The organism is Allorhizobium sonneratiae (assembly GCF_023700755.1).
GTDB classification, from domain to species: domain Bacteria; phylum Pseudomonadota; class Alphaproteobacteria; order Rhizobiales; family Rhizobiaceae; genus Allorhizobium; species Allorhizobium sonneratiae.
Window position 1 is genome coordinate 48,696 of record NZ_JAMKOJ010000004.1, and the last position, 26,236, is coordinate 74,931.

Sequence of the window (26,236 nt, forward strand, 5' to 3'; positions counted from 1 at the left end):
GTCTCCTCCGTTTATCGATTGTTCGCCAGGATCATCTCGGCAGCCTTTTCGGCAATCATGATCGTCGGGGAATTGGTGTTGCCGGAAGGAATGGAGGGCATGACCGAGGCATCGGCAATGCGCAACCCCTTGAGGCCGCGCAACCTGAGACGCGTATCGACGACGCTCTCCTGATCCGCCCCCATGCGGCAAGTGCCGACCGGATGGAAAATCGTCGTGCCGATATCGCCTGCCGCCTTTTTCAGCCCCTCATCGCTGTCGATCTGGCTGCCGGGCTTATATTCCTCCGGCTGAAACCGGGCAAAAGACGGCTGGGCGGCAATGTGGCGGGCAAGGCGGATGGATTTTACCGCCACCTCCCGATCGCTTTCCGTCGTCAGATAATGCGGCGCAATCGCGGGCTGAAGGGCAAAATCCGGTGCGCGCAGATGCACCGAGCCACGGCTTTCGGGCCTGAGATTGCAGACGCTGGCGGTGATTGCCGGAAACGGGTGAACCTTGTCGCCAAACTTGTCGAGCGACACCGGCTGGACGTGAAATTCCAGATCCGGCGTTTCCTTCTCCGGGCCGGAGCGGGTGAAAATGCCAAGCTGGCTTGGCGCCATCGCCATCGGACCGGAGCGGCGGACGAGATATTCAAGCCCGATTGCCGCCTTGCCGAACAGGGAAGACGCCTTTTCGTTCAGGGTCGGCACGCCCGTCACCTTGAACACCACGCGCAACTGCAAGTGATCCTGCAAATTCTCACCAACAGAGGGCAGATCATGGCGAAGCTCGACACCTGCCCGCTGCAACACGGCACCATTGCCGATGCCCGAAAGCTCCAGAAGATGCGGCGAGCCGATGGCGCCAGCACTCAGCACCGTTTCGCGCCGGGCGAAAAACCGTTTCGTCAGCCCATCATGGCGCAGTTCGACGCCGGTGATCCGGTCTTCCTCGATGATCAGCCGCTCTGCCTGGGCCTTGGTCAGCACCGTCAGATTGCCGCGTTGCAGCGCCGGTCTGAGAAAGGCCTTCGCCGTATTCCAGCGCACGCCGGAGCGCTGGTTGACATCGAAATAGCTGCTGCCCTCATTGGTACCGCGATTGAAATCCTCGGTTTCGGGAATGCCCGCTTCCTTGGCCGCCTGCCGGAAGGCATCGAGCACAGCCCAGCGCACCGGCGCCCGCTCCACCCGCCACTCGCCGCCTGCCCCATGCAGCCCGTCCGCGCCCTTGTAAAAATCCTCGGACTTCCTGAAATAGGGCAGCACATCGTCCCAGCCCCAGCCCTCGCAGCCCATCTGCCGCCACAGATCATAATCGCGCGCCTGCCCGCGCATATAGATCATGCCATTGATGGAGGAGCAGCCGCCCAGCACCTTGCCGCGTGGATAATTCAGCGCCCGACCGTTCAGCCCCTCTTCCTTTTCGGTTGAAAAACACCAGTCGGTGCGCGGATTGTTGATGCAATAGAGATAGCCGACCGGAATGTGAATCCAGTGGTAATTGTCCTTGCCGCCGGCCTCGATCAGCAGAACGCGATGCTCACGGTTTGCCGCCAGCCGGTTGGCCAGAACGCATCCGGCAGAGCCTGCGCCGATAATGATATAATCGAAATGGTCCATAGTTTTTCCCGCAAGGACGCTTCCGGTTTGACCGGTCTTGCCTTGCACCCTTCTGACAACGAAAAAATTACGATCTGTCGGACAGCCCCAGTTTCTGCGCCAGCCGCGAGGCGTTGAACTCGCCGACAAGGCCACGGCGAAACAGGATGACGCAGACCATGAAGACGAGGCCGGTGATGATCGTCACCGGAAAGCCGGTGGTGGCGAGGTAATTGCCAAGGGCGATCACCAGTGCCGCGCCGAAAATCGGCCCGAACATCGTGCCGATGCCGCCAAGCAGCGTCATCAGGATCACCTCTCCCGACATCTGCCAGGCGACATCGGTCAGCGTGGCAAACTGGAAGACCAGCGCCTTCACCGCCCCGGCAAGCCCGGCAAGGCTGGCGGAAAAGACGAAAGCGCCGAGCTTGTAGCGTGCCACCGAATAGCCAAGCGAAATGGCGCGCTGCTCGTTTTCCCGGATCGAGCGGAGGATCATGCCGAAGGGCGAATGGACGAAGCGCCAGATGAAAAACAGGCCGATGACGAAAATGCCCGCCACCGTGTAATACATGCCAAGCGGGCGATCGAGATCGACGAGCCCGAAAAGATGGCCGCGCGGCACGGACTGGATGCCATCTTCCCCATGGGTAAAGGGCACCTGAACGCAAAAGAAGAAGAACATCTGCGACAGCGCCAGCGTGATCATGGAAAAATAAATGCCCTGACGGCGAATGGCGAAATAGCCCATGATCAGCCCGAGAAGGGCAGCGCCTGCCACGCCGGTGAGGATGCCAAGCTCCGGTGACAGGCCCCATTCCTTCACCGCATGGGCGGTGAAATAGGCCGCACCGCCGAAAAAGGCGGCATGGCCGAAGGACAACAGCCCCGTATAGCCCAACAGCACATTGAAGGCGCAGGCAAAGAGGGCAAAGCAGATGAGGTTCATCAGGAACACGGGATAGACGAAGAAGGGAGCGGCCAGAAGCAGCGCCAGCGCCACAAGCATCACCACCAGCCGGGCGCTCCTGCCGGTCGGAGCCGTTTCGGCAAGCGGCGGGGCGTCACGTGATGGGACATTGGGGGAAACGGTCTTGCTCATTCAGGCCTCCCTGCCAAACATGCCGGCCGGGCGCAGCAGCAGCACGAAGGCCATGATGACGAAAATCACGATGCTTGAGGCCTCCGGGTAAAAGACCTTGGTCAGGCCCTCGGCAATGCCGAGCAGATAGCCGGTGACGATGGCCCCCATGATCGAGCCCATGCCGCCGACCACCACCACGGCAAAGACGACGATGATGATGTTGGAGCCCATCAGCGGCGAGACCTGATAGATCGGCGCGGCCAGCACGCCCGCCAGCGCCGCCAGCGCCACGCCCAGCCCATAGGTCAGGGTGAGCAGCACCGGCACATTGACGCCGAAGACCTGCACCAGCGTGGCATTTTCCGTCGCCGCACGAAGATAGGCGCCGAGCCTGGTCTTTTCGATGAGAAACCAGGTGCCGATACACACGATCAGCGAGGCGATGACGACGAAGCCGCGATAATTCGGCATGAACATGAAGCCGAGATTGGTGCCGCCGGTCAGCCCCGCAGGCGTGGCATAGGGCTGGCCGGAGGAACCGTAGACATAGCGAAACGTGCCTTCCAGCGTCAGCGCCAGACCGAAGGTAAAGAGCAGGCCGTAAAGCGGATCGAGCCCATAAAGTCTCCTTAGAAACAGCCGCTCGATCACCACGCCGAAAAAGCCGACGATCAGCGGCGCGATGAACAGCGCACCCCAGAAGCCGAGACCGGTCAGGGTCAACAGCAGATAGGCGGCAAAGGCGCCGAGCATATATTGCGCCCCATGGGCGAAATTGATGATGCGCAACATGCCGAAGATGATCGCCAGCCCCAGCGACAAAAGCGCATAGAAAGAGCCGTTGATCAGGCCGATCAGCAATTGGCCAAGCAGAGCTGGCAGCGGAATGCCGAAAATCATCGTCATGGCTTACACCCCCAGCACGCGATTGAGCGTGTCCATCCGTTCCGGCAGATCCGAAACCGGAAATTCATTGACCACCTGCCCATGATCCATCAGATAGAAACGGTCGGCGACACGGCTGGCGAAGCGGAAATTCTGTTCCACCAGAAGGATGGTCATGCCGCGGTTTTTCAACGCGCGCAAAACCTCGCCGATGCGCTGGACAATGACAGGGGCAAGCCCTTCGGTCGGCTCGTCCAGCAACAGCATTTTCACGCCCGTGCGCAAGGTGCGGGCAATGGCCAGCATCTGCTGCTCGCCGCCGGAAAGCCTTGTGCCGGGACTGGAGCGGCGCTCGTAAAGATTGGGAAACAGCTCGAAAATCTCCTCCACCCCCATGCCATCCGGGCCGACGACCGGCGGCAGCATCAGGTTTTCCAGCACGGTGAGCGAGGAGAAAATGCCGCGCTCCTCCGGCACGAAACCGATGCCGTGATGGGCGGTGCGGTGCAGCGGCACGGCGATCATATCCTTGCCGGCAAAGCGGATTTCACCCTTGCGGGCGCGGATGATGCCGATGATGGTGCGCAGCGTCGTCGTCTTGCCCACACCGTTTCGTCCAAGAAGGGTGACGGTTTCCCCCTCCGCCACACTCATATCCACCCCATGCAGAACGTGGCTTTCGCCATACCAGGCATTGAGGCCTTTGATGTCGAGAAGGGCTGCCATCTCAACTCTCCTCCGTTCCCATATAGGCGATGCGCACGCGCGGATCGCGGCTCACCGTCTCATAATCGCCTTCGGCCAGAATCTCGCCCCGTTGCAGCACCGTGACCGAATGGCAGAGATCGGCCACCACCGACAGATTGTGCTCCACCATCAGCACGGCGCGGGTTTTCGCCACCTCGCGGATCAGATTGGCAATGACGGCGATATCTTCCTGGCCCATGCCCGCCAGCGGCTCGTCCAGCAGCAGCACTTTCGGGTCAAGCGCCAGCGTGGTGGCGATTTCCAGCACGCGCTTGCGGCCATAGGAGAGGTCCGCCGCCGGACGGTCGCGCTCCTTCATCAACCCCACCATGGTCAAAAGCTGGTCGGCGCGGCTGTTCAGCCCCTCCAGTGCCGAGAGCGGCCGCCAGAACTGATGCGCCAGCCGGTTTGGCCGTTGCAGCGCCACGCGCACATTGTCCAGCACCGTCAGATGCGGAAACACCGCCGAAATCTGGAAGGACCGCACCAGGCCGCGCCGCGCCACCTTATCCGCTGCGGTGCGGGTGATGTCCTCGCCCATCAGCGTGATGGTTCCAGATGTCGGCTGCAGAAATTTGGTCAGAAGATTGAAAACCGTGGTCTTGCCGGCGCCGTTCGGGCCGATCAGCGCGTGAACGCGGGCGTCATGGACATCGAGATCGACATTGCGCACCGCGCTGAAGCCGCCAAAATCCTTCCTCAGACCGCGGGCGGAAAGCACCACCCGCGGTGAGGACGACACGGCAGGTCCGACAGAAACCTGTGTCATGCATACCACCGTTTACTTGACGAGATCGCAACCGCTCTTGGCCGGGTCGATATAGGCTTCCTTGCCGGGAATGGTGGCCAGAACCTTGTAATAATCCCAGGGCTTCTTGCTTTCTTCCGGCTTTTTCACTTCCAGAAGATACATGTCATGGATCATGCTGCCATTGGCCCCGACCGTGCCGTTCTCAGTGAAGACATCATTGACCGGCATTTCATGCAGTTCCTTGGCCACGGCCTCCGTATCGTCGGTGCCTGCCTTCTTGACGGCTTTCAGATATTGCAGCACGGCAGAATAGGTTCCGGCATGGATCATGTTCGGCATCTTGCCGGTGCGCTTCATGAAGCGCTCGGCAAATTTGCGGCTTTCATCATTGCGGTCCCAGTAATAGGCCTCCGTCAGCGTCAGGCCCTGAGCGGCTTTGAGGCCCAGCCCGTGCACTTCAGACAGGGTGAAGAGCAGCGCGGCAAGGCGCTGGCCGTTCTGGGTAATGCCAAACTCCGCCGCCTGCTTGATGGCGTTTTGTGTATCGGCCCCGGCATTGGCAAGCCCGATGACCTTGGCGCCGGAAGACTGTGCCTGCAACAGGAAGGAGGAATAATCGGATGTGCCAAGCGGATGGCGCACCGAACCTAAAATCTTGCCGCCATTGGCCTTGATGAACTCGCTGGTCTGCTCTTCCAGCGAATAGCCGAAGGCATAATCCGCCGTCAGGAAGAACCAGGTATTGCCGCCCTGCTTCACCAGCGCACCGCCGGTGCCGACGGCCAGCGCATGGGTGTCATAGGCCCAGTGGAAACCATAGGGGCTGCATTGTTTGCCGGTGAGATCGGTCGTGGCCGCGCCGGTGACGATGTCGATCTTCTTCTTTTCCTTGGCGATGGCCTGAACCGCCAGCGCCACGGAGGAGGTCGTCAGTTCCATGATCGCATCCACATGGTCGGTATCGAACCAGCGGCGTGCGATGTTGGAGGCAATATCCGGCTTGTTCTGATGGTCGGCATCGACGATTTCGATCGGCACGCCCAGCACCTTGCCGCCAAAATCCTCCACCGCCATCTTGGCAGCTTCGACCGAGGATTTGCCGCCGAAATCGGCATAGACCCCCGACTGGTCGTTCAGAATGCCGATCTTGACCACACCGTCCGACGCGCCAGCGGCAAAGGCGTTAACCGCGCCCGCGATGACCATCGCGACCGACGCCAGAAGCATTTTACGCATATCCGATCTCCTCCCCAGAGATTGCACAGGCAAATCAGGTATTTGCCCCGCTGATGAACTCTCCCGAATGTTCGGCTGTTCTCCTCAAAACAGCCTCAGCTAAACCATGATTGAAGATTTCACCGCTTGACGCAACTCTTTACGCTTATAAATTCCAAACAGGTCCTGTTCATTTTTGAACAGACGGGAGGACAAATGAACCGGACGCAATTCACCTGGGACGATCTGCAGTTCTTTCTCGCGGTGGCGCGCACCGGACAATTGTCAACGGCGGCGCGGCAATTGCGCAGCAGCCATCCCACGGTGCTGAGACGCATCGACCGGCTGGAATTTGCCCTCAAGGTCAAGCTGTTCGAGCGCAATCCGCGCGGCTATGTGCTGACGCCGATTGGCCATCGCTTTGTCGAAACTGCCGAAAAGGTAGAGCTGGAGGCCGCCCGCCTGCAGGACGAGGCCGCCGATGGCTCGGCCCTGCAGCGTGGCGTAGTGCGGCTTTCCGCACCGGAAGGTTTTTCCAATTTCTTCTTCAGCCATCATCTGACCGCGCTTGCGGCACTTCATCCCGCCATTGCGCTGGAACTGGTGACGATCCAGCAGATCATGTCGCTGTCGCGCAAGGAAGCCGATCTGGCCGTGGTGCTCGATCCGCCCAAGGCAGGGCCTTATCATCATGAACTTCTGACACAATATCAGCTGAGCATCTATGCTTCCGAGGCCTATCTTCTGGCCCATGACATGCCAGAAACCCCGGAAGACCTGCTGAACCACGCCTTTATCGGCTATATTCAGGACATGATCTTTGCCCCGGGGCTGGATTATCTCGACGACATCCACAAGCGCATCCGCCCCGCCTTTCAAAGCTCCAGCATCTTTGCCCAGCTGACGGCAACGCTGAACGGGCTTGGCGTGTGTGTGTTGCCGAAATTCATTGCCGAGCAATATCCGCAGCTCAAGCCCGTTCTGCCCGATCTGCTGCTCGACCGCCATTACTGGATCGTCTGCCACAATGATCTTTTGCACGTGCCCCGCGTGCGGTCCGTCATGCAGTTTCTGCGCATGAGTGTTCAGGACAATCGCGCCCGCTTCCTGCATCTCGACAGGACATGATGCTGGCATTCAGGAGACTGGCATCCAGGGGTCAATCTGCCGCCCCGGGAAAGCGCATGACGATACGGGTGCCGCGTTTTTTCACCGCCGGGCTTTCGGCATGGATCCGGCCGCCCATGGCATCGACGAAGCCGCGGGCAATGGAAAGACCAAGCCCGGTTCCGGGGGCGCGGCCATCCGGCTTGCCCCGGCGGTAGAATTTCTCAAAGATGCGGTCCAGATCCTCCGGCGGAATGCCCTTGCCGAGATCGGTGACGGAGATCAGCACATCCTTGCCGTCGCGCCGCGCATAGACATTGATCGGCTCCTCGCCGCCATATTTGACCGCATTGTCGAGCAGGTTGAACAAAACCTGCGACAACAGCACGCTGTCGCCGCGGATCAATGGCAGATCCTGGGCGATGCCGGTTTCGATCAGCCGTCCGGGCGCGTGTTTGCGGGTGCGTTCCACAGCCGATTGCACCACATCGGTCACATCCACCCAGTCCTGCTTGGGTTTGAGCGTTCCGGCCTCGATGCGGGTCATGTCGAGCAGGTTGGCAACGAAGCGGCTCATGCGTCCGCTTTCTTCTTCGATCGACTGGAGAAGATCGTCGCGGTTTTCCGCCGTCATCCGTTCGCCAAGCTGGCGAAGCCCGGTGACGGCGCCGGTAATGGTCGCCAGCGGCGTTCTCAGATCATGCGAGATGGAGGAGAGCAGCGCCTCCCGGTAGCGTTCGCCCTCCAGCTTTGCCGCCTGCACCATGGTTTCCTCGGCAAGCCGCGCCCGGTCGAGCGCAATCGCCGTCTGATCGAGAATGGCCGTCAGCGAGCGTTCGGCATTGAGATCGAGCCGCTCCCCGGACTGTTCGATGCCGCAGACGCCGACAATGCCGTGCGGCCCGAGCAGAGGGCGAAATTCAAAACGGCTGTTCGGCAGCGTGCCGGTGCCATGGCCTGCCGGTTCTTTTTTATCATGGGTCCAGCGGGCGGCGGTCATGTCGGTCAGGTCGAGATCGGTGTCCGGCGGCCAGGCGGCGGCAAGGGCAAGATCGCCCTTGCGCGGAATGAGCAGCACCACCTTGCGCCTCAGACTGACCTGAAGCTGCGACACCGCCAGCCAGATTGCATCTTCGCTCTTGGCCGTGCCTGCCAGCTTTCTGGAAAAATCATAAAGCGATTGCAGCGCCGTTGCCCGCACACGGGCAATTTCGGCCTGTTCGCGAATGCGCGAGGCAAAGCCACCGGCAATCACTGCCACGACGATGAAGGTGAAGAGGGCAAAAACCTCATAGGGCGAGGCGATGGTGAAAGTGTAGCGCGGCTCGATGAAGAAGAAATTATAGGCGAGCGCCGACAAGGCCGCCGCCAGAAAGGCAGAAGCATAGCCGCCAATCACCGCAGCCCCCAGCACCGCCACCAGAAACACCAGCGAGATATTCGGCAGCTTGACGAAAACCTCGATCGCCTGCCCGACCAGTATAGCCAGCGTCACCAGTCCGAAGGCCGGAACCACCGCCTGACGCAGCGCCACCGCCTTTGGCGCGCGCAGCCTTGGACGGCGCAGATCGACATCCTCGTTTTCAGCCGTGACGATATGAACGCCGATGCCCGAGGTGCGCCGCGCCAGCGCATCCGTCAGGGAGCGGGAGAAAAGCTTTTGCAGACGCCCGCGCCGGCGGATACCGATGACGATCTGGGTCGCATGTTCGCGCCGGGCGAGCTTGAGAATTTCCTCGACAAAATCATTGCCAATGATGTGGCGGGTTTCCGCACCGAGCTGTTCGGCCAGACGAAACAGGGCTTCGATCTTCTGCAGCCGCTCGGTGGTTTCCACCTCCCGGTCCGCACGTTCGATGGAGACCACCAGCCAGGGCGCGTTAAGCCCGGAGGCAAGCCGGCTGGCCACCCGCACAACCTTTTCCGACAGCGGATCGGAACCAACACAGACCAGCAGCCGCTCGCCCGTCGCCCAGGGACCGTCAATGGCATTCTGCTTCAGATAATCGACCATCTGGTCGTCGACGCGGTCTGCTGTGCGACGCAACGCCAACTCGCGCAGCGCCGTCAGATTGCCAAGCCGGAAGAAGCGGTCCACGGCGCGGCTGGCGCTTTCCGGCAGATAGACCTTGCCGTCCTTCAACCGCTCGATCAGCTCCGATGGGGCGAGATCGACCAGCAGCACCTCATCGGCCCGTTTCAGCACGATATCGGGCACGCGTTCGCGCACCGTCACCCCGGTGATCTGGGCCACCAGATCGGCAAGGCTTTCCAGATGCTGGATATTGAGCGCCGTCCAGACATCGATCCCGGCGGCGGTCAGCTCCTCGATATCCTGATGGCGTTTCGGATGGCGGCTGTCTTCCGGGTTGGAATGGGCAAGCTCATCGACGATGACGATGCGGGGATGGCGGGCAAGTGCGCCATCGAGGTCAAACTCGTCGAGCATCCGTCCGCGATGGGCAACGCGCCGCCTTGGCAGCACCTCCAGCCCCTCGATCAGCGCCGCCGTTTCGCTGCGGCCATGGGTTTCGACCAGGCCGACAACGATATCCACCCCTTCCGCCTTCAGCCGCGCAGCGCGCGACAGCATGGCATAGGTCTTGCCGACGCCGGGGGCTGCGCCAAGAAAAACCGTCAGCTTGCCCCGGCGGTCCTGATTGGCCAAAGCCAGCAGGGCGTCGGGGTCGGGTCGCCGGTCTTCTCTGCGTTCGTCGTCGGCCATGATCGTCTCATATCCTTGGATCAGGGCAGATATGCCCGATCCCGCCTTTTATCGCAGATGATCTAAGGAAAGGTTCAAGGCGAGAACATTCACCCGCGGCTCGCCGATAAAACCGAAAGCAGGCTTTTCAATCGCATTGTCGACCAGAGCAGCAAGCTTTGTCTCATCGAGACTGCGCGCCTTGGCAACACGGGCAATCTGCGCGCGGGCAAAGGCGGGCGAAATATCGGGGTCGAGACCGGAGCCCGATGTGGTGACGGCATCGGCAGGTATGGGCTTGGCAATGCCGCTCTTTTCCAGTCGCGCCACATCGGCGGCCACGCGGTCGCGCAGTTTTGCCGAGGTCGGGCCGAGATTGGAACCGGAAGAACTGTCGGCGTTATAAGGATCGGGACTGGTCGCCGAAGGGCGCGACCAGAAATAACGATCCGAGGTGAAGGACTGGCCGATCAGTTGCGAACCAATGATCTTGCCATTCTGCTCGATCAGGCTGCCATTGGCCTGAGCGGGCATCAGCGTTTCGGCAATACCGGTGATGGCCAGCGGATAGGCAAGCCCGGTCAGCGCGGTCATGACGACAACAAGGGTCAGGGCGGGACGAAGATGATGGAGCATGGTTACACCAGATGAAGAGCGCTGACAGCAAGGTCGATCACCTTGATGCCGGCAAAGGGAAGGATAAGGCCACCAAGGCCGTAGATCATCAGATTGCGGCGTAACAGGCTGGCCGCGCCCGAGGGCGAATAGGCCACGCCCTTCAGCGCCAGCGGGATCAGCGCCACGATGATCAGGGCATTGAAGATGACGGCAGACAGAATGGCCGATTGCGGCGAGGCAAGCCCCATGACGTTTAGCGCACCAAGCGAGGGATAGGTGGCCACGAAGAGAGCCGGGATGATAGCGAAATATTTCGCCACGTCATTGGCAATGGAAAACGTGGTCAGCGAGCCGCGCGTCATCAAAAGCTGTTTGCCGATTTCGACGATTTCGATGAGCTTGGTCGGGCTGGAATCGAGATCGACCATGTTGGCGGCCTCGCGGGCGGCCTGGGTGCCGGTCTGCATCGCCACGCCAACATCGGCCTGGGCCAGCGCCGGGGCGTCATTGGTGCCGTCGCCGCACATGGCGATCAGGCGACCGCCCTGCTGCTCGCGGCGGATATAGGCCAGCTTGTCCTCCGGTGTGGCTTCGGCGAGAAAATCGTCGACACCGGCCTCAGAGGCAATCGCAGCCGCCGTCACCGGATTGTCGCCCGTGACCATGACCGTGCGGATGCCCATGGCGCGCAGCGCAGCAAAGCGCTCCTTGATGCCGGGCTTGACCACATCCTTCAGGTGAATGGCACCCAGCAGCCGGTCGCCATCGGCGACACCCAGCGGCGTGCCGCCGGTGCGGGCGATCTGGTCCACCGCACGGCGAAATGCGGCAGGCGCCTGCTGTTCGGAAAGCCCGGTAAAGCGTAGCACCGCATCCACCGCCCCTTTGCGCAGGCGCCGTTCGCCGATATCGACGCCGGAAAGCCGGGTTTCGGCGGTAAAGGCGATGACGGCATCAAAGCGTCTCTCCGTCATGGCAATGCCGAATTCGCCCGTGGCCAGCGCCACGATGGAGCGGCCCTCCGGCGTTTCATCCGACAGGCTGGCAATCAGAGCGGCCTCAGCCAGTTCAGTAGCGGTGACACCGGGCACGGGAATGAAATCGCTGGCCATGCGGTTGCCGAAGGTGATGGTACCGGTCTTGTCAAGCAGCAGCGTATCGACATCGCCTGCCGCCTCAACGGCGCGGCCCGATGTGGCAATAACGTTGAAGCGAACAAGACGATCCATGCCGGCAATGCCGATGGCTGACAGCAAACCGCCGATCGTCGTCGGAATCAGGGTCACGAGCAGCGCCGCCAGCACCGTGACCGATAACAGCGTGCCGGAATAGCCCGCCAGACCCCAGATGGCCACACAGACGAAGAGGAAGATCAAGGTGAGACCGGAGAGAAGGATCGAGAGCGCAATCTCGTTCGGGGTTTTCTGCCGTTGCGCCCCTTCAATCAGCGCAATCATCCGGTCGACAAAGGAGGAGCCGGGGGCCACCGTGATCTTGATGCGGATCTCGTCGGAAAGAACCTGCGTGCCGCCGGTGACGGCAGAACGGTCGCCGCCGGATTCGCGGATCACCGGGGCCGATTCCCCGGTAATCGCGCTTTCATTGACCGAGGCAACACCTTCGACCACTTCACCGTCGCCGGGGATCAGTTCGCCTGCGGCCACCAGCACCAGATCTCCGATCTTCAGGCTTGTGGCCGGCACGGTTTCCGTACCGCCACTTGCCAGCACCCGGCGGGCAACAAGCTCGGATTTGGTCTTTTTCAGACTGTCGGCCTGGGCACGACCGCGGCCTTCGGCCACGGCTTCGGCAAAGGTGGCAAACAGCACGGTAAACCACAGCCAGGCGGCAATCTGGCCGGAAAATCCGGCCTCGACCGGCTTGACGGCCAGGTCACGCAGGAAGAGCAGCGTGACCACGGCGGCGACGACCTCGGTGACGAAAATCACCGGATTGCGCAGCAGTTGACGCGGATCGAGCTTGACGAAGGCGTCACCAATGGCGGGCAGGAGAATGGCTGGGTCAAGAAGACTGGGAGCCTTGATGTCTTTGGACATGGGAGTTCCTTCAGAAGGTCTGGCCGGCCAGCATGGAAAACTGTTCGACGATGGGACCAAGCGCCAGCGCCGGGAAGAATTGCAGGCCACCGAGAATGAGGATGATGCCGATCAGAAGGCCGACAAAGAGAGGCCCGTCTGTTGGGAAAGTGCCGGCTGAGGCGGCAGTCTTAACCTTGGCGCCGAGCGATCCGGCAATCGCCATGACCGGTACGACATAGGCAAAGCGGCCAAGCAGCATGGCAATGCCAAGCGTGGTGTTGTACCACGGCGTATTGCCGTTCAACCCTGCGAAAGCCGATCCGTTATTGCCGACGGCAGACGTATAGGCATAGAGAATTTCCGAAAGCCCATGCGGACCCGGCGTGCCGATGCTGGCAACGGCAAAGGGCAGCATGACAGAAATGGCGGTAAAGCCCAGAATGGCAAGCGGCAGGATGAGCACCGCCAGCATGGCGAATTTCATCTCGCGGCCTTCGATCTTCTTGCCGAGAAATTCCGGCGTGCGCCCAACCATCAGACCGGCGATAAAAACAGACAGCAGGGCAAAGACCAGCATGCCGTAGAGACCGGAACCGAGACCGCCAGGCAGGATTTCACCCAGCTGGATCAGGAACATCGGCACCAGCCCGCCAAGCCCGGTGAACGAGCCATGCATGGCATTCACCCCGCCATCGGAAAGGCCGGTGGTGACAGCGGCATAAAGTGCGGTCATGGCCTGGCCGAAACGCACCTCCTTGCCTTCCATATTGCCCTGGGCGGGATCGACGCCGAGTGCTGTCAGGATCGGATTGCCGTGGGCTTCAGCCCAGTAAATCACCGCAACACCGGCAATCAGCAGAATGGCCATGGCAGCCAGGAGCGCCCAGCCCTGACGGCGGTTTCCGACCATCTGGCCGAAGGTGTAGACCAGTGCCGAAGAGATCGCCAGCATGGAGAAAATGCCGAGGTAATCCGACCAGGCATTCGGGTTTTCAAAGGGATGGGCGGCATTGACGTTGAAGAAGCCGCCACCATTGGTACCCAGCTGCTTGATCGCTTCCTGACTGGCGACGGGCCCAAGGGCAATGACCTGTTTTGCTCCTTCGAGCGTTGTCGCCGTGGCCGAGACACTCAGCGTTTGCGGCAAGCCCATGGCGACAAAAGCCAATGCGACAATGATCGACAGCGGCAACAGCACGTAAAGCGTGGCGCGCGTCATATCGACCCAGAAATTGCCAAGTGTGGCAACCCGCGAGCGGGCAAGCGCCCGGGTAAAGGCAATGGCAAGCGCCATGCCGGTTGCGGCAGACAGGAAATTATGCACGGTGAGCCCGGCCATCTGGCTGAAATTGCTGAGGGTCGTTTCACCGGCGTAATTCTGCCAGTCCGTGTTGGTAATGAAGGATGCAGCGGTGTTGAAGGCCAGATCCGGCGACATTCCGGCAAACCCCTGCGGATTGAGCGGCAGAAAGGCCTGAAGACGGAGGATCGCATACAACAAGACAAAACCGGCAAGCGAAAATGCCAGCATGGCCAGTGTATAGGCAAGCCAGCTTTGTTCCTTGTCCGGATTGATGCCGCTCACACGGTAAAGGCCGCGCTCGAAAGGTGCGAGCACGGGTGAAAGAAAACTGCGGTCTCCGGCAAAGACGCGGGCCATGTAAAGGCCGAGCGGCTTGATGATGAGGAGAACGGCTAGAAAAAGGAGGCTGATCTGCAGCCATCCAGCGAGGGTCATGGATCTTGCTCCTGATCAGAAACGCTCGGGCCGCAACAGCGTAACCACGAGATAGATGCCGAGGCCCACGGCGACGAAAAGGCCAAACAGAGGTTCAAGCATGAAAAGCCTCCATCACAGCCGGTCGAGGGCACGGGCATAAAGGCCAAGCGCGAGCAGCATGGCTGCGCCAAGTCCCAGAAAGATGAGGTCGGACATGTCCGGGTCTCCTGTTGTTACAGGATGGACAATGGCAGGAACCGGCATCTGAATTCGATTGGGAATTGCCGCATCCGGCATAAGGAAAAGATAAGGATGGGCCGGTTCAGGGCACGGTGGCGGCCAAAACCTGTGGGTCAGCTGCACTTGTTGCAGCGATGAGGTCCTGCACGATCAGCTCGATGAAGTCCATCATATAGACCGGCTGCACCCGTCCACGCGGCACCAGAACGGAGATTTTCGGCGTATCCATGACGCCGCCGACCATGGGGGTCCAGGAAAGCTTGCCCTCCAGAACCTCTTTTTCCACCCCCAGTCGCGATAGCAGAGCCACCCCAAGCCCGGCCTTGACCATGGATTTGAGCATGCCCGGCCGCTCCACCGTGACGACGATCCGCCCTGGAACCTGATCGCCGGAAAAAAGTGGCTTGAGCGCACTGTGGCGCAGCCAGTCGTCACCCGGCGCAATCAGCGGATATTCCGCAAGATCGGTCAGCGTCACCTGGCGCTTGCGTGACAGGGGATGGTCGACAGCGGTAATGACGCCAATCGGATCGAGACAGGTCAGGACATATTCGGCGCGGATATGGTCGCTCACATCATAAGCGATCACCAGATCGGCCTCGCGCGCCATGAGCTCGTCGGTAATGCGCTGATTGCTGCCGGACTTCACGTCAAAACCGACATTGGGAAAGCGCGCCTGCAGCCGGGCCATGGCGCGCGGCAACATGTCTTCGGTAAAGGTTTCGGCCGCGGCAATGCGGATCGTGCCGCGTGCGCCGCGTGAGGACAGGCTGCCCACCTCCTGCCTCGCCAGCAGGCTTTCGCGGTTCCAGCGGCGGATATAGGCCAGAAGCACACCGCCGGCAGGCGTCGGACGGATGCCGCGCGGCAGGCGCTCAAACAGCTGCACCCCCATTTCATGCTCAAGCTGCAAGAGCTGCCGGTTCATTGCCGAAGAGGCAATATTGAGACTTTCCGCCGCCTTGCGGATCGACCCGTAGCGAATGGCAGCATCGAAGTGAATGAGCGATGTCTTTAAAAGTGCCATGAAGCTTGACCCGAGCGCGCGAATTTCTCGCTCACTTAGCGCCAATAAATCTTCTGGTGCAAGAGGCCAGGAGCAGGCTAAATCTGGCTCAAGAATTTCACCCCATAATAAATGGGGTGAATGAGGGCATAGGACAGAACGACAGGCAAAAGAAGGTCCTGGAGAGTTTGTTTCTATGTACTTGCGGATGAGAAACCGAAAAGCGTTTATCAGGACAACGCTTTACAGCATAATTTTACATTCAATCCTAATCCATTGAATGTAAAATTATGCCGCAAACACAAAACCTACAGCGACGCTTTGTCGTCAAGTATGGTGCGGTGGTCGCGATTGAAATGATATTTGCATGGGGGCATGGACGTCATGCAGGCAGGGCCGGAACACATGTTGAAACCGGTTCTGCCTGCATGAATGTCCATACAAGAAACAGGGATTCGCATTCCTTTACGAGACAGAACGTGTTTCAGCAGTCGAATATTGCATGCACAATACCGATGCGCCTGCATCAAACCGACAATCACAATCTTATGTTTATCGCGACCAGATGGGGACATCATGCCATCAACGCCAGCCAGAAAAATGCTCGCATCCAGCAGAGCGACCGAGACAGACCGGCTGCCGGCAAAACCGGCCGTTGAAATTGAAAATGTCTCCATGTCCTTTCCAGGCCGCAAAAATACCGTCGATGCGCTTTCCAATGTCAATATGACCATTCGCAGAAACGAGTTCGTCTCGATCATCGGGCGCAGCGGCTGCGGAAAATCGACGCTTCTGCGTATCATCAGCCATCTGATCCAGCCGACAAGCGGCAATGTGAAGGTTCATGGGCTGTCTCCGAGCGATTACCAGCTGACCAAGAAATTCGGCTTCGTGTTTCAGGACGCCAGCCTGTTTGCGTGGAAAACTGTGCTGGAAAATGTCGAACTGCCACTGGAAATCCTCGGCATGGGCACGAAAAGCGAGCGGCATGAACGGGCGATGGAGCTTTTGCGGCTTGTGCAGCTCGAAGGTTTTCGCGATCATTATCCGGCGCAATTGTCAGGTGGCATGCGCCAGCGTGTGTCGATTGCCCGTGCCCTGTCCTACGAACCAGACATTCTCCTGATGGATGAACCTTTCGGCGCGCTCGACGATTTTACCCGCAGGGAAATGCATGATGAATTGATCCGCATCTGGAAAGCCCGGCGGTTCACGGCCATTTTCGTCACCCATTCCCTGCCTGAAGCCATGTATCTCTCAGACAGAATTGCCGTGATGGCGCCGCGCCCCGGGCGGGTGAAGGCCATGGTGGCGGTAACCGATCCGCGCGACCCCGACGCCCGCAAGAAACCGGATTATCTGCGCCAGATCGAAGACCTGGAGGCTCTGCTCCATGAACACTAACCGCACGACACTTGCAAACTTTGCTGCAGTCTGCACCAGCCGCATGATCGATTATACCCCGGCAGTCTTGCTGTTCTTGGCGGTTCTTGGTCTGTGGCAGCTTTTGGTCAATGCGTTCAATATTCCCCTTTATATCCTGCCCACGCCGACAGTGATCCTCACAACCTTGTGGCACAACAAGGCCGTGCTGCTCATGAACCTGTCCTGGACCATGGCGGCAGCCGGGCTGGGCTTCATCATCGGCAGCGGACTGGCAATTGCCGCCGCCATCCTGTTTCTTTATTCGAAAGCGGCCGAGCGGGCGCTTTTTCCCTGGGCGATCACCCTGAAAGCCATGCCGATCCTGGCGCTTGCGCCGCTGCTGACGATCTGGCTCGGCTTCGGCCTTGCACCGAAGGTGGCCGTTGCTGCCATCGCCTGTTTCTTTCCCATGCTGGTCAATACGGTCAAAGGGCTGAGAACGGTCGATCGGCAAAGCCTGGAATTCATGACCGTTCTGGGCGCCAGCAAGGCCCAGACCTTCCGCCATGTCCGGTTTTTTGCCGCACTGCCATATATGTTTGCGGCGGCAAAGATCAGTTCGAGCATCGCTGTCATCGGCGCGATCGTTGCCGAATTTACCGGCGCCAATCTCGGGATTGGCACGGTCATCGTCACCGCCGGTTATCAGCAGGATGCCGCCATGCTGTTTTCCGCCATCGCCATGTCATCGCTGGCGACCGTTATGATGTTTTATCTCGTCATCATCGCCGAACGCTTCAGTCTGTTCTGGCCTGATGCGCGCATGGAAGCATAGGTCGTGGTTTGAAAATGAGAAACCGCCTTTATCGAAAAGACAAACGACAGCAGTAGAAGAGAATGCCTGCAAATTTTTTCACTCTGCAGGCTGTTCCAACCCTTTACGTCCTTCTTTCAGGAGCCGTTCATGCGCATCAGATCATTGTTCTTTTCGCTCTCCACCTGCCTTGCTGGCCTCATGGCCGCCGGTCCGGCCTTTTGTGCCGATGCGGTTTCCCTTCGCCTGCCCTGGTTCTTGAATGTTCAGTCTGCCGGATATGTCATGGCCAAGGAAAAAGGTTTTTATGACAAGGCCGGTCTTGACGTCACCATCATGCCGGGGGGACCCAATCTGAATTCCACCGCGCTGGTCGCTTCGGGCGCCAACACATTCGGCACCAGCGATGTGGGCCAGATCCTTCTGGGCGATGCCAACGGCATGGATCTCGTCGTGGTCGCCGCCTGCTTCCAGCGCCATCCCGCCGGTGTCATCTCGCTGGCCAAGAGCGGCATTCACTCGCCCGCAGACCTCAAGGGCAAGACGCTCGCCTATACGGAGGGCGGCCCCTGGACGCTGACCAAGGCGATGCTGGCCAAGGCGGGTGTGGATTTGAGCCAGCTCAAGCTGGTCGTCTCACCGTCGATCGAGCTTGTCGCCAACGGATCGGTGGACGCCGAAACCGGTTTTGTCATCAATGAGGCGGTCGCGCTCAACCTCAAGGGCATGAAGACCTCAGCACTCCTGCCATCCGATTATGGCGTGCGCACCTATGCCGAAGCGATCTTCGCCTCCCGTAAGACGCTGGAAACAAAGCCGGATATGGTCAAACGCTTCGTCGCCTCCACCCAGGCCGGCTATGATTATGCCTATGCGCATCAGGACGAAACGGTCAAGGCGATCACGGCGCTGAACCCGCAGCTCGATCCGCGCCAGCAGGCCGCCCAGCTCGCCATGCAGGAAAGCTACATCTATACCGATTACACCCGCAAGCATGGCGCCTGCGCCTTTGAACCAGTCGTTATCAGCGAAACGGCAAAAACCCTTCGGGACTTCGGGGGACTGAGCAAAGAGATCGACGTAGCGAAGACCTATTCCACCGATTTCATCCCGGAGAAAACGCCCTGATGTTTCTTTGACCTCTGGTCAATCGAAGATAATGCCATCCTGACTGTTGTTTTTCCCGGAAAGACACACTTTCCGCGGGACACGTGTTGAGAAAGTGAGCGACAGATTATGACGATCGAACACACACCCATTCATCCTGGCGGTTTGCAGATGCATCTGAAAATCCGCCCCGGCGACGTGTCCCGCTATGTTCTGACACCGGGCGATCCGGGGCGTGTGCCGGTGGTGGGCAGTTCATGGGACAGTTATGAGGAAGTGGCCTATCACCGGGAGTTTCGCACCGCCCGTGGTACGCTGTCCGGCGTGGATATCACTGCCTGCTCTCATGGCGTCGGCGGCCCTTCCACCGATATCGCCCTTGTCGAATTGTCGAATTGCGGCGCCGATACCTTTATCCGCGTCGGCTCCTGCGCTGCCCTGCAGCCCGAAATCGAGCCGGGCGATCTTGTGATCTCCACGGGCGCGCTCAGACTGACCGGAACGGTGGATGCCTATGTCGACAAATCCTATCCAGCCGTGGCCGATCATGAAGTGCTGATGGCGCTGGTCGAGGCTGCCGAGGAGATGGGCGAGCGCTATCATCTCGGTCTTGCCGCAAGCGTTGACAGTTTTTATGCCGGTGAGGTCAATCCCATGCCGGGCGGCTTCCGCCAGTCGAAAATGGATACGGTGCTCGACGATCTGCAACGGGCAAAGGTTGCCAATTTCGAAATGGAAGCGGCGACGATCTTCACGCTGGCCCAGCTTTTCGGCTATCGCGGCGGGATGATCTGCTCGGTCGGGGCCAATCGCATCACCCGCAAGCGCGAGGATTCGGCGGATTCGATCCGGCGCTGCTGTGCGGTGGCAAGCCGTGCTGTCGTCATTCTCGCCGGTTGGGACGCCCGCAAGGCCGCAACCGGCAAGAAGCATTTCTTCCCCTCACTGCTGGCAAAATCATGATGCAAATTTCCGATGACATGGCCATGCGTGCCGGCCTGTCGAAAGTGATCTTCGACACCGATCCGGGTGTCGATGATGCAGCAGCGCTGCTGTTTCTCTCTGCCTGCCCGAATATCCGGCTGGTCGGGATCACCACCGTCTTCGGCAATAGTGATATCGAGACGGTTACCCGCAATGCACTCTATTTGAAAAAGCGGTTTTCCATCGCCGCTCCCGTTGCCAAAGGCGCTGAAGGGCCTCTGGTTGGCCAGGCGGCAGCGGTGCCTGCCCATATTCATGGCCAGAACGGTCTGGGCGATATCGAGCTGGATGAACGCGCGCTGCCCTTGCGCGACGAAAGACCGGCCCACCGGTTCATCATCGATATGGTCAAGGCCAATCCGGGCGAGATAACACTGCTGGCAGTCGGGCGGCTGACCAATCTGGCGCTTGCCCTCAAGGAAGCGCCAGAGATTGCCTCGCTTGTGCGCGAGGTGGTGATCATGGGCGGTGCCTTTTCCATCGACGGCCATAATGGCAATGTCACGCCCGTGGCAGAGGCCAATATCATCGGCGACCCTCATGCCGCCGATGAGGTGTTCAGCGCCGCATGGCCGGTAACGGCCATTGGCCTTGATGTGACCCGCAAGGTGGTTCTTGGGCCTGCCGAGCTTGCCCGGCTCGAAACCCATGGCGGTGCTGCGGGGCGCTTCATCGTCGATAGTTCCCGCGGTTACCGGCTATTCCACAAGCAATTCGGCATAGATGGCTATTGGGTGCATGATTCAACCGCCGCCATATATCTGGCTTCGCCCGGATTGTTCCGCCTGCGCAAAGGGCCGGTACGCGTGGTGACCGAAGGCATCGCCATCGGCCAGACGATCCAGCGCGACTGGTCAAAAATCTATCCGGCCGGGGAATGGGACATGGCTCCCGATCAGAACGTGGCCATCGATGTCGATGCCCGTAGAGCGGTTGATCTGCTGCTTGGCATTCATATGCCCTCGCTGACACCCTCCATGGTATCGGTAAAATAGAGAGGTGTCATTGACAGCAGCACAGGACTCTCACCCTCTTCACAGTGAACAGGGAGAAAATCCTATACGTCATCAACTCTATCCCCCCTGCCATGCACCCCATCCACATTCCTGTTTCAGGATTTGTCTTTCGCAAGCGTGGTGGTGATGGTGCTGGAAACCGGATCGCTTGCCGGAAAGCTGTCTTCCAGCCCCTTTTGCAACTGTGCACCCACGCCGCCCTCACTTGCCCCCTCGCCCGCAGTGGCAGTCATGCGTGCCAGCGCCTCAAGCGCCAGCGCCAGCGCCTGCTGGGCGGGAAGGGCTTCCGTCGTGACGCGCGAGGGATGAACCCTGACATGGATTTCATCGCCTTCGTCGCTGAAAAGCTTGACGAAATGCTCCGTGTCGCCGTTGTTCTCAGTCATCCATTGCATGGTGAGGCTCATAACCGATCCTTCCTGTACGAGAGATGGGCGGTCAAGACGGGATTCACCGGCCATCTCCTGCTTGTTGTTTGACCCGTTTACGGACGAAAAACTGCAATGACGCGGTGACAGAACACGCGTGGGGGTTACCCGTTATGTCAGTCCACCCATCTGGGCACCTCGCCCATTTGTGATTGTCACCCCATCGTAAGGCACCCTTGCCCTGTCTTTGCGACCGATGCACTGTTTCGTGACCCAACGACCGGCTGCGAGAAATTGTTCCTCGCTCACGACGATGCTTCTGGCCGGTGCCTTTGCCGCCATGAAGGCAAAGCCGGACGATGGGGAACAACTGGGCCGATCGACCGTTTAGAAAAGAGAGTTGCGATGTGGGCCATAGTCGTGACAGCGGCCTGTCAAAACATGCCAGCACACATGAGCGCGTCAGGCATAATGCATGTTGTCATAGCGCGTGTTGTAGAGGCTCACCCTTTGATCCGGAGGTTTGAGAGCGTCATGACCCAGAACCATGATTCCGATCCGAAATGGCTTTTTGAAAACCGGCGTCAGGCCGGGGAGGCTCTCGCGCGATCCGTGCAGGATCTTGCGCTGGAGCGACCGATCATCCTTGCCATCCCGCCGGAAAGCGTGACCTTGGCGCAGGCTGTTGCAAAAAGTGTGAAAGCGCCGCTCGATCTGGCCGTCGTGCTGGAATTGCCCGGCCCCATTCCCCCCGCCCATCCGATCGGCCATGTGGTCGGCGGTATCGATCCGCATATCGTCATGGAGGAGACCAATGCGGAAGACCAGTTCATTCCGCCGGGCTATGTCGATGAGGAACGGCGGCGGCTGGTAAGCGAAGCAGAGCGCCGCCATCACGCCTATACCGGCAACCGCAATCCGCTCAAGCTGCAGGATCGCCATGTGGTGCTGGTCTGCGATGTCGATCTGCCTGAACGAAGACTGAAAGCGGCACTGGCTGCACTTGCCAAAATCCCGCTGGCCAGTCTGAGGCTCGCTTTTCCGGCCATGTCCATCGCCATGCGCGACAGCCTGCCCGATCACGTGCGGCAGGTGCTCTGCCTGCATGTTGCCCAAAATCTGCCAGCCACCATTTATCGCCAGGCCGAGGCGATTTCGGACGAGCATGTTCCTGCACTGGTCGGCGAGACGCAGACGGATTGAGCCTTACACCGCCATGCACCCAATAGGATGCATGGCGGTGTAACCCTTTGTTTCGACGTAATTCCAGACGCAAAACCGTTCCGCGCATTTGCTTCTCGGCGACCTTGGCGAAGGACACGAGAGCGCTTCACTGTTTCACGGAAACGCTGAAATGCGCTGAGACACAGCCCTTTTATGACCCTTTTCCGCAATTTCCGGCTCGGCCATCTTGCCTCCGAACACTGAAGATGAAAATTAATGTCCCTGCACACTTCAATTCAGGGCTGCATTAATGCTGACATCCGATGATCTCGCCTTCTTTTCGGTGCTTGCCGGGTCCCGATCCCTGGCCGAGAGCGCGCGCAAGCTCAACGTGACGCCGCCAGCCGTGACGCAGCGTCTGCGCGCGCTTGAAGAGAAAGTGGGGGTCAGGCTCATCGACCGAACCGGCAAAAACCTGTTCCTCACCGAAGAGGGCTCGCTCGTCCTCTCGCACAGCGTTCTGGTCAGCAATGTCATCGATCAGCTGACGGAAGCACTTGCCGACCGCAGGGGTGTCGTGCGGGGGCATTTGAGGATTGCGGCGCCGCACGGATTTGGTCGGCAATATGTCGCCCCCGTCGTGGAGGCGTTTGCACGCGAGTATCAAAGCGCGCTCACCACGCTTGAACTGTCCGATCACCCTTCAGCGCTGCTCATGGACAGCTTCGAGGTGATCATTCACATCGGCGCGCGGGGACATCTCGACCAGGTGGTCACGACACTGGCGCCGAACCGGCGCATTCTCTGCGCCAGTCCGCATTATCTTGCGTCAGCTGCGCCTATTTCTGCGCCGGCAAACCTCGTCGGGCACCGTTGCCTCGCTGTCCGCGAGAACGACGAGGACGTGACGCTCTGGCGTTTCACAGGGCCTCGACAGGAGACTGCAACGGTGCGCATCAATCCGGTCATGTCGAGCAATGACGGGTCGGTCATACGGGACTGGGCTCTGGCAGGCCAGGGCGTGATGCTGCGCTCGGAATGGAGCGTGGCCGAAGACCTCGCCGCTGGCCGCTTGCAGGAAGTCTTGCCTGACTGGCAGCTTCCCTCAGCCGACATCGTCGCCATGCTGGGTTCGAGACACGGGCGAAGCGCCCGCTCCACCGCCTTCCTCAAGCTCCTGCGTCAGTCGCTCAAGCCGCCGCCATGGCGAAGCGGCGGCCTCAGCTCCGATGGTCAGTAACCGAGGATCGACTTCGTCTCCAGATATTCCTCAAGTCCATGGACGCCATATTCGCGGCCATTGCCCGACTGTTTGTAGCCGCCGAATGCCGCAGCACCGTTCCAGGCCGGATAGTTGATATGAACCTGACCGGCACGAATGCGGCCCGCCACCCGCCTTGCCCGCTCGATATCGCCCGATTGCACGTGCGAGCCGAGCCCGTAGACCGTATCGTTGGCGATGGCGATCGCCTCTTCCTCGTCCCTGTAGGGCATGATCACCAAAACGGGGCCAAAGATTTCCTCGCGCGCGATGCGCATGTCAGTCGTCACCTCGGAAAACACCGTTGGCTGGGCAAAGAGGCCGCTCTCCAGCCCGGCGGGCCTGCCGAGGCCACCAACAACCAGCTTGGCTCCGCCATCGATACCGGCGCGGATCATGGTCTGCACCCGATCGAACTGGGCGCGGTTGGCGATTGGCCCCATCGTGGTCGCGGCGTCGAGCGGATCGCCCACCACCATGGCATTGACGGCCTTGCGCGCCAGCGCCTCCACCTCGGCAAGTCGATGCGATGGCACCAGCATGCGTGTCGGCGCACTGCAGGACTGACCGGCATTGCGCATGCCCGCCAGCACGCCTTTGGGAACGGCAACATCGAAATCGGCATCGTCGAGCAATATGTTCGGCGATTTGCCGCCAAGCTCCTGAACCACCCGTTTGATGGTGGGCGCCGCAGCTTGCGCGACCAGCACGCCCGCGCGTGTCGAGCCGGTGATGGAAATCATATCGACATCCGCATGGCTGGACAGGGCCGCGCCTACGGCCTCGCCTGTGCCGTTGACCAGATTGAACACACCGGGCGGTGTGCCGGCATCATGCATCAGCTCGGCAAACAGAAGCGCACTGTAGGGCGACAGTTCGCTGGGCTTCAGGACGATCGTGCAGCCAGCAGCAATCGCCGGCGCCACCTTGGCGGTGATCTGATAAAGCGGCCAGTTCCAGGGCGTGATGAGGGCACAGACACCAATGGCCTCTTTCGCCGTCGCAAGACCTCCCTCCACCGACAGGAACGGGTATTTTTCAAGCGTCTCGATTTGCACACGGATGTGTTCGGCGGCAAAGAAGACCTGCGACGACCGCGCAAAGCTGATCGGCGTTCCCATTTCGCTCACCATGGCCTGGGCAAAAAGCTCGGCGCGCTCCATGACGAGCGCATGCATTCTTTTCAGGAGCGCCACCCGCGTTGGAACCGGCGAGCCGGAAAACCCCGGAAAGGCCTTGCGCGCGGCAGCCACGGCAAGGTCAACGTGACGGGAACTGCCTGCAGCCACATGACCGGTGATGCGTTCTGAGGCCGGATCGACGACCGGCAGCAGGTTCACATCGTCAAAGGCCTGCCACTCGCCGTTGATGTAAAACTGGTTGTCTCGTTGCATCGCTTCAGCCTTCTCCTTGGTCCTGCGCCCCGTATTGCCTGCGCTTCGCACAGGATGACCGAAAGGGAAAGAGATAGACAATCGATCTCGCCTGAATGCCCGGTTAAGGCTGAGCTTAACAACAACGGCCTGTCGATGCAGGTCCACCTGCCGCTTCGGCATGATCCGCAAACTGTCTGGCTGGACAGGGCGCAGCACATTGGCGCATACATCTCGTCCCTTGCAAAATCCGCAAGCCGCTTGGCCAAGCCGCTTGGCAATGCTGGCGCAGTGTCATGCTCATCCTCTGGAGACGACGAAAGCCGGGAGACAGTTCACAATATCGTGAACGCAATCAGGTCTCCTTCCCGGATTATTTCCCGCCCAGCGGTGTTGAACAGTTTGTCGACGTCGGAATGAGCCGGCCTCGTCCAACTGTTCTGGAGAGCATTATGATCAACAAACACATCCTGGTCGCCTCAAGCCTCGCCCTGGCCAGCCTTCTTCCTTTTTCCACAGCTGCCATCGCGGCAAGCGGCGGAGGCAGCAGCAGTGATGGTGCCAAAACGCCTTCCTGCAACAGTGGTACCGTATGGAACGAAAAGACACAAAAGTGCGAGCGTCAGACTGCGAGCAAAATGGATGACAAGTCGCTCTATACTGAAGGGCGCGATCTTGCACTCGCTGGTCGCTACCAGCAGGCGCTGACAACCCTTGGCGCCGTTCACAGCCCGGACTCGATGACCTACACGATGATAGGCTATTCATGGCGCAAAATGGGCAACTACGACAAGGCTCAGGCCTTTTACGCCAAAGCGCTCGCGGCTGATCCGAACAATGTCAACACGCATGAATATCTCGGCGAAGCCTATGCGGAGCAGCATATGACCAACCTCGCCAAGGCTGAGCTGGAGAAGGTCAGGAGTCTCGCCGGCCCCAACAGCGAGCAGTATCGGGATCTCGCCGACGTTATCAAAGGCACTGTCAGCAAGAGCTGAAGAGGGTGACGCGAGACGATCGCCTGGAGCGTTTCAGAATATCACAGAAACGCTCTAACTCTCTGTTTTTATGCATTTCCGGAC

General features: G+C 59.8%; 25 protein-coding genes. 10 read left to right on the top strand and 15 right to left on the bottom strand.

Features of this window, described 5'->3' with window-relative positions; translation table 11 throughout:
- Positions 1-11 precede the first annotated feature (11 nt).
- The 6 genes from NAC44_RS08450 to NAC44_RS08475 form a co-directional block, all read right to left on the bottom strand.
- Positions 12-1,607, bottom strand: a complete 1,596-nt coding sequence (locus tag NAC44_RS08450; RefSeq protein ID WP_250939973.1) for a GMC family oxidoreductase — start codon at positions 1,605-1,607, stop codon at positions 12-14.
- A gap of 67 nt (positions 1,608-1,674) precedes the next feature.
- Positions 1,675-2,595, bottom strand: coding sequence for a branched-chain amino acid ABC transporter permease (locus tag NAC44_RS08455; protein WP_250940520.1), 921 nt, complete (start codon positions 2,593-2,595; stop codon positions 1,675-1,677).
- 93 nt (positions 2,596-2,688) lie between these two features.
- Entirely contained in the window at positions 2,689-3,576 is an 888-nt protein-coding gene (locus NAC44_RS08460; protein ID WP_250939974.1) for a branched-chain amino acid ABC transporter permease, read from the bottom strand.
- Positions 3,577-3,579: 3 nt separating this feature from the next.
- Positions 3,580-4,281 carry an ABC transporter ATP-binding protein gene (locus NAC44_RS08465; protein ID WP_250939975.1) on the bottom strand — a complete coding sequence of 234 codons (702 nt, stop codon included), beginning with the start codon at positions 4,279-4,281 and terminating at the stop codon, positions 3,580-3,582.
- Position 4,282: 1 nt separating this feature from the next.
- Entirely contained in the window at positions 4,283-5,071 is a 789-nt protein-coding gene (locus NAC44_RS08470) for an ABC transporter ATP-binding protein (RefSeq protein WP_250939976.1), read from the bottom strand.
- A 12-nt stretch (positions 5,072-5,083) separates the two neighbouring features.
- Positions 5,084-6,289 (bottom strand): ABC transporter substrate-binding protein, encoded by a 1,206-nt coding sequence (locus NAC44_RS08475; RefSeq protein ID WP_250939977.1) that lies wholly within the window; start codon positions 6,287-6,289, stop codon positions 5,084-5,086.
- Between the two features lie 195 nt (positions 6,290-6,484).
- Between NAC44_RS08475 and NAC44_RS08480 the strand changes: the two genes are divergently transcribed.
- On the top strand, positions 6,485-7,396 hold the full coding sequence (locus tag NAC44_RS08480) for a LysR family transcriptional regulator (RefSeq protein ID WP_250939978.1): 912 nt from the start codon (positions 6,485-6,487) through the stop codon (positions 7,394-7,396).
- 31 nt (positions 7,397-7,427) lie between these two features.
- On the opposite strand, the gene NAC44_RS08485 is transcribed toward NAC44_RS08480, so the two are convergent.
- Genes NAC44_RS08485 through NAC44_RS08505 form a run of 7 tightly spaced genes read right to left on the bottom strand, consistent with a single transcriptional unit; the run spans position 7,428 to position 15,723 of the window.
- On the bottom strand, positions 7,428-10,100 hold the full coding sequence (locus tag NAC44_RS08485) for a sensor histidine kinase (RefSeq protein ID WP_250939979.1): 2,673 nt from the start codon (positions 10,098-10,100) through the stop codon (positions 7,428-7,430).
- Positions 10,101-10,148: 48 nt separating this feature from the next.
- A complete protein-coding gene (gene kdpC / locus NAC44_RS08490) occupies positions 10,149-10,715 on the bottom strand; it encodes a potassium-transporting ATPase subunit KdpC (protein ID WP_250939980.1) in 567 nt (188 codons plus the stop codon).
- A gap of 2 nt (positions 10,716-10,717) precedes the next feature.
- Complete coding sequence (gene kdpB, locus NAC44_RS08495) at positions 10,718-12,754, bottom strand: potassium-transporting ATPase subunit KdpB (RefSeq protein WP_250939981.1); 2,037 nt, start codon at positions 12,752-12,754, stop codon at positions 10,718-10,720.
- Positions 12,755-12,764: 10 nt separating this feature from the next.
- Entirely contained in the window at positions 12,765-14,474 is a 1,710-nt protein-coding gene (kdpA, locus tag NAC44_RS08500; RefSeq protein ID WP_250939982.1) for a potassium-transporting ATPase subunit KdpA, read from the bottom strand.
- A 15-nt stretch (positions 14,475-14,489) separates the two neighbouring features.
- The gene (kdpF, locus tag NAC44_RS21420; protein ID WP_420839914.1) at positions 14,490-14,576 is read right to left on the bottom strand and encodes a K(+)-transporting ATPase subunit F; all 87 of its coding nucleotides are present in this window, start codon (positions 14,574-14,576) and stop codon (positions 14,490-14,492) included.
- A 12-nt stretch (positions 14,577-14,588) separates the two neighbouring features.
- Positions 14,589-14,720, bottom strand: coding sequence for a hypothetical protein (locus tag NAC44_RS21225; RefSeq protein WP_274706839.1), 132 nt, complete (start codon positions 14,718-14,720; stop codon positions 14,589-14,591).
- A 58-nt stretch (positions 14,721-14,778) separates the two neighbouring features.
- The gene (locus NAC44_RS08505) at positions 14,779-15,723 is read right to left on the bottom strand and encodes a LysR family transcriptional regulator (protein WP_250939983.1); all 945 of its coding nucleotides are present in this window, start codon (positions 15,721-15,723) and stop codon (positions 14,779-14,781) included.
- A gap of 269 nt (positions 15,724-15,992) precedes the next feature.
- Between NAC44_RS08505 and NAC44_RS08510 the strand changes: the two genes are divergently transcribed.
- The 6 genes from NAC44_RS08510 to NAC44_RS08535 all read left to right on the top strand — a co-directional run bounded on the left by NAC44_RS08510 (position 15,993) and on the right by NAC44_RS08535 (position 20,967).
- Entirely contained in the window at positions 15,993-16,361 is a 369-nt protein-coding gene (locus tag NAC44_RS08510) for a hypothetical protein (RefSeq protein WP_250939984.1), read from the top strand.
- A 16-nt stretch (positions 16,362-16,377) separates the two neighbouring features.
- A complete protein-coding gene (locus NAC44_RS08515) occupies positions 16,378-17,106 on the top strand; it encodes an ABC transporter ATP-binding protein (protein ID WP_250939985.1) in 729 nt (242 codons plus the stop codon).
- A complete protein-coding gene (locus NAC44_RS08520; protein WP_250939986.1) occupies positions 17,096-17,902 on the top strand; it encodes an ABC transporter permease in 807 nt (268 codons plus the stop codon). The genes NAC44_RS08515 and NAC44_RS08520 overlap by 11 nt, the downstream gene beginning before the upstream one ends.
- A 129-nt stretch (positions 17,903-18,031) precedes the next feature.
- The gene (locus NAC44_RS08525) at positions 18,032-19,009 is read left to right on the top strand and encodes an ABC transporter substrate-binding protein (RefSeq protein WP_250939987.1); all 978 of its coding nucleotides are present in this window, start codon (positions 18,032-18,034) and stop codon (positions 19,007-19,009) included.
- A 108-nt stretch (positions 19,010-19,117) separates the two neighbouring features.
- Entirely contained in the window at positions 19,118-19,951 is an 834-nt protein-coding gene (locus NAC44_RS08530) for a nucleoside phosphorylase (RefSeq protein ID WP_250939988.1), read from the top strand.
- 35 nt (positions 19,952-19,986) lie between these two features.
- Positions 19,987-20,967, top strand: a complete 981-nt coding sequence (locus NAC44_RS08535) for a nucleoside hydrolase (protein WP_250940522.1) — start codon at positions 19,987-19,989, stop codon at positions 20,965-20,967.
- Positions 20,968-21,083: 116 nt separating this feature from the next.
- Here NAC44_RS08535 and NAC44_RS08540 read toward each other — a convergent pair whose 3' ends face one another.
- A complete protein-coding gene (locus NAC44_RS08540; protein ID WP_250939989.1) occupies positions 21,084-21,374 on the bottom strand; it encodes a hypothetical protein in 291 nt (96 codons plus the stop codon).
- A gap of 516 nt (positions 21,375-21,890) precedes the next feature.
- On the opposite strand from NAC44_RS08540, the gene NAC44_RS08545 reads away from it, so the two are divergent.
- Together NAC44_RS08545 and NAC44_RS08550 are read left to right on the top strand one after the other, a co-directional pair.
- Complete coding sequence (locus NAC44_RS08545) at positions 21,891-22,559, top strand: hypothetical protein (protein WP_250939990.1); 669 nt, start codon at positions 21,891-21,893, stop codon at positions 22,557-22,559.
- Between the two features lie 271 nt (positions 22,560-22,830).
- Positions 22,831-23,760, top strand: coding sequence for a LysR family transcriptional regulator (locus tag NAC44_RS08550; protein WP_250939991.1), 930 nt, complete (start codon positions 22,831-22,833; stop codon positions 23,758-23,760).
- Here NAC44_RS08550 and NAC44_RS08555 read toward each other — a convergent pair.
- Positions 23,754-25,175 carry an aldehyde dehydrogenase family protein gene (locus tag NAC44_RS08555; protein ID WP_250939992.1) on the bottom strand — a complete coding sequence of 474 codons (1,422 nt, stop codon included), beginning with the start codon at positions 25,173-25,175 and terminating at the stop codon, positions 23,754-23,756. The genes NAC44_RS08550 and NAC44_RS08555 overlap by 7 nt on opposite strands.
- Positions 25,176-25,450: 275 nt before the next feature.
- Here NAC44_RS08555 and NAC44_RS08560 point away from each other — a divergent pair, with 275 nt between their 5' ends.
- A complete protein-coding gene (locus tag NAC44_RS08560; protein WP_250939993.1) occupies positions 25,451-26,152 on the top strand; it encodes a tetratricopeptide repeat protein in 702 nt (233 codons plus the stop codon).
- Positions 26,153-26,236 lie beyond the last annotated feature (84 nt).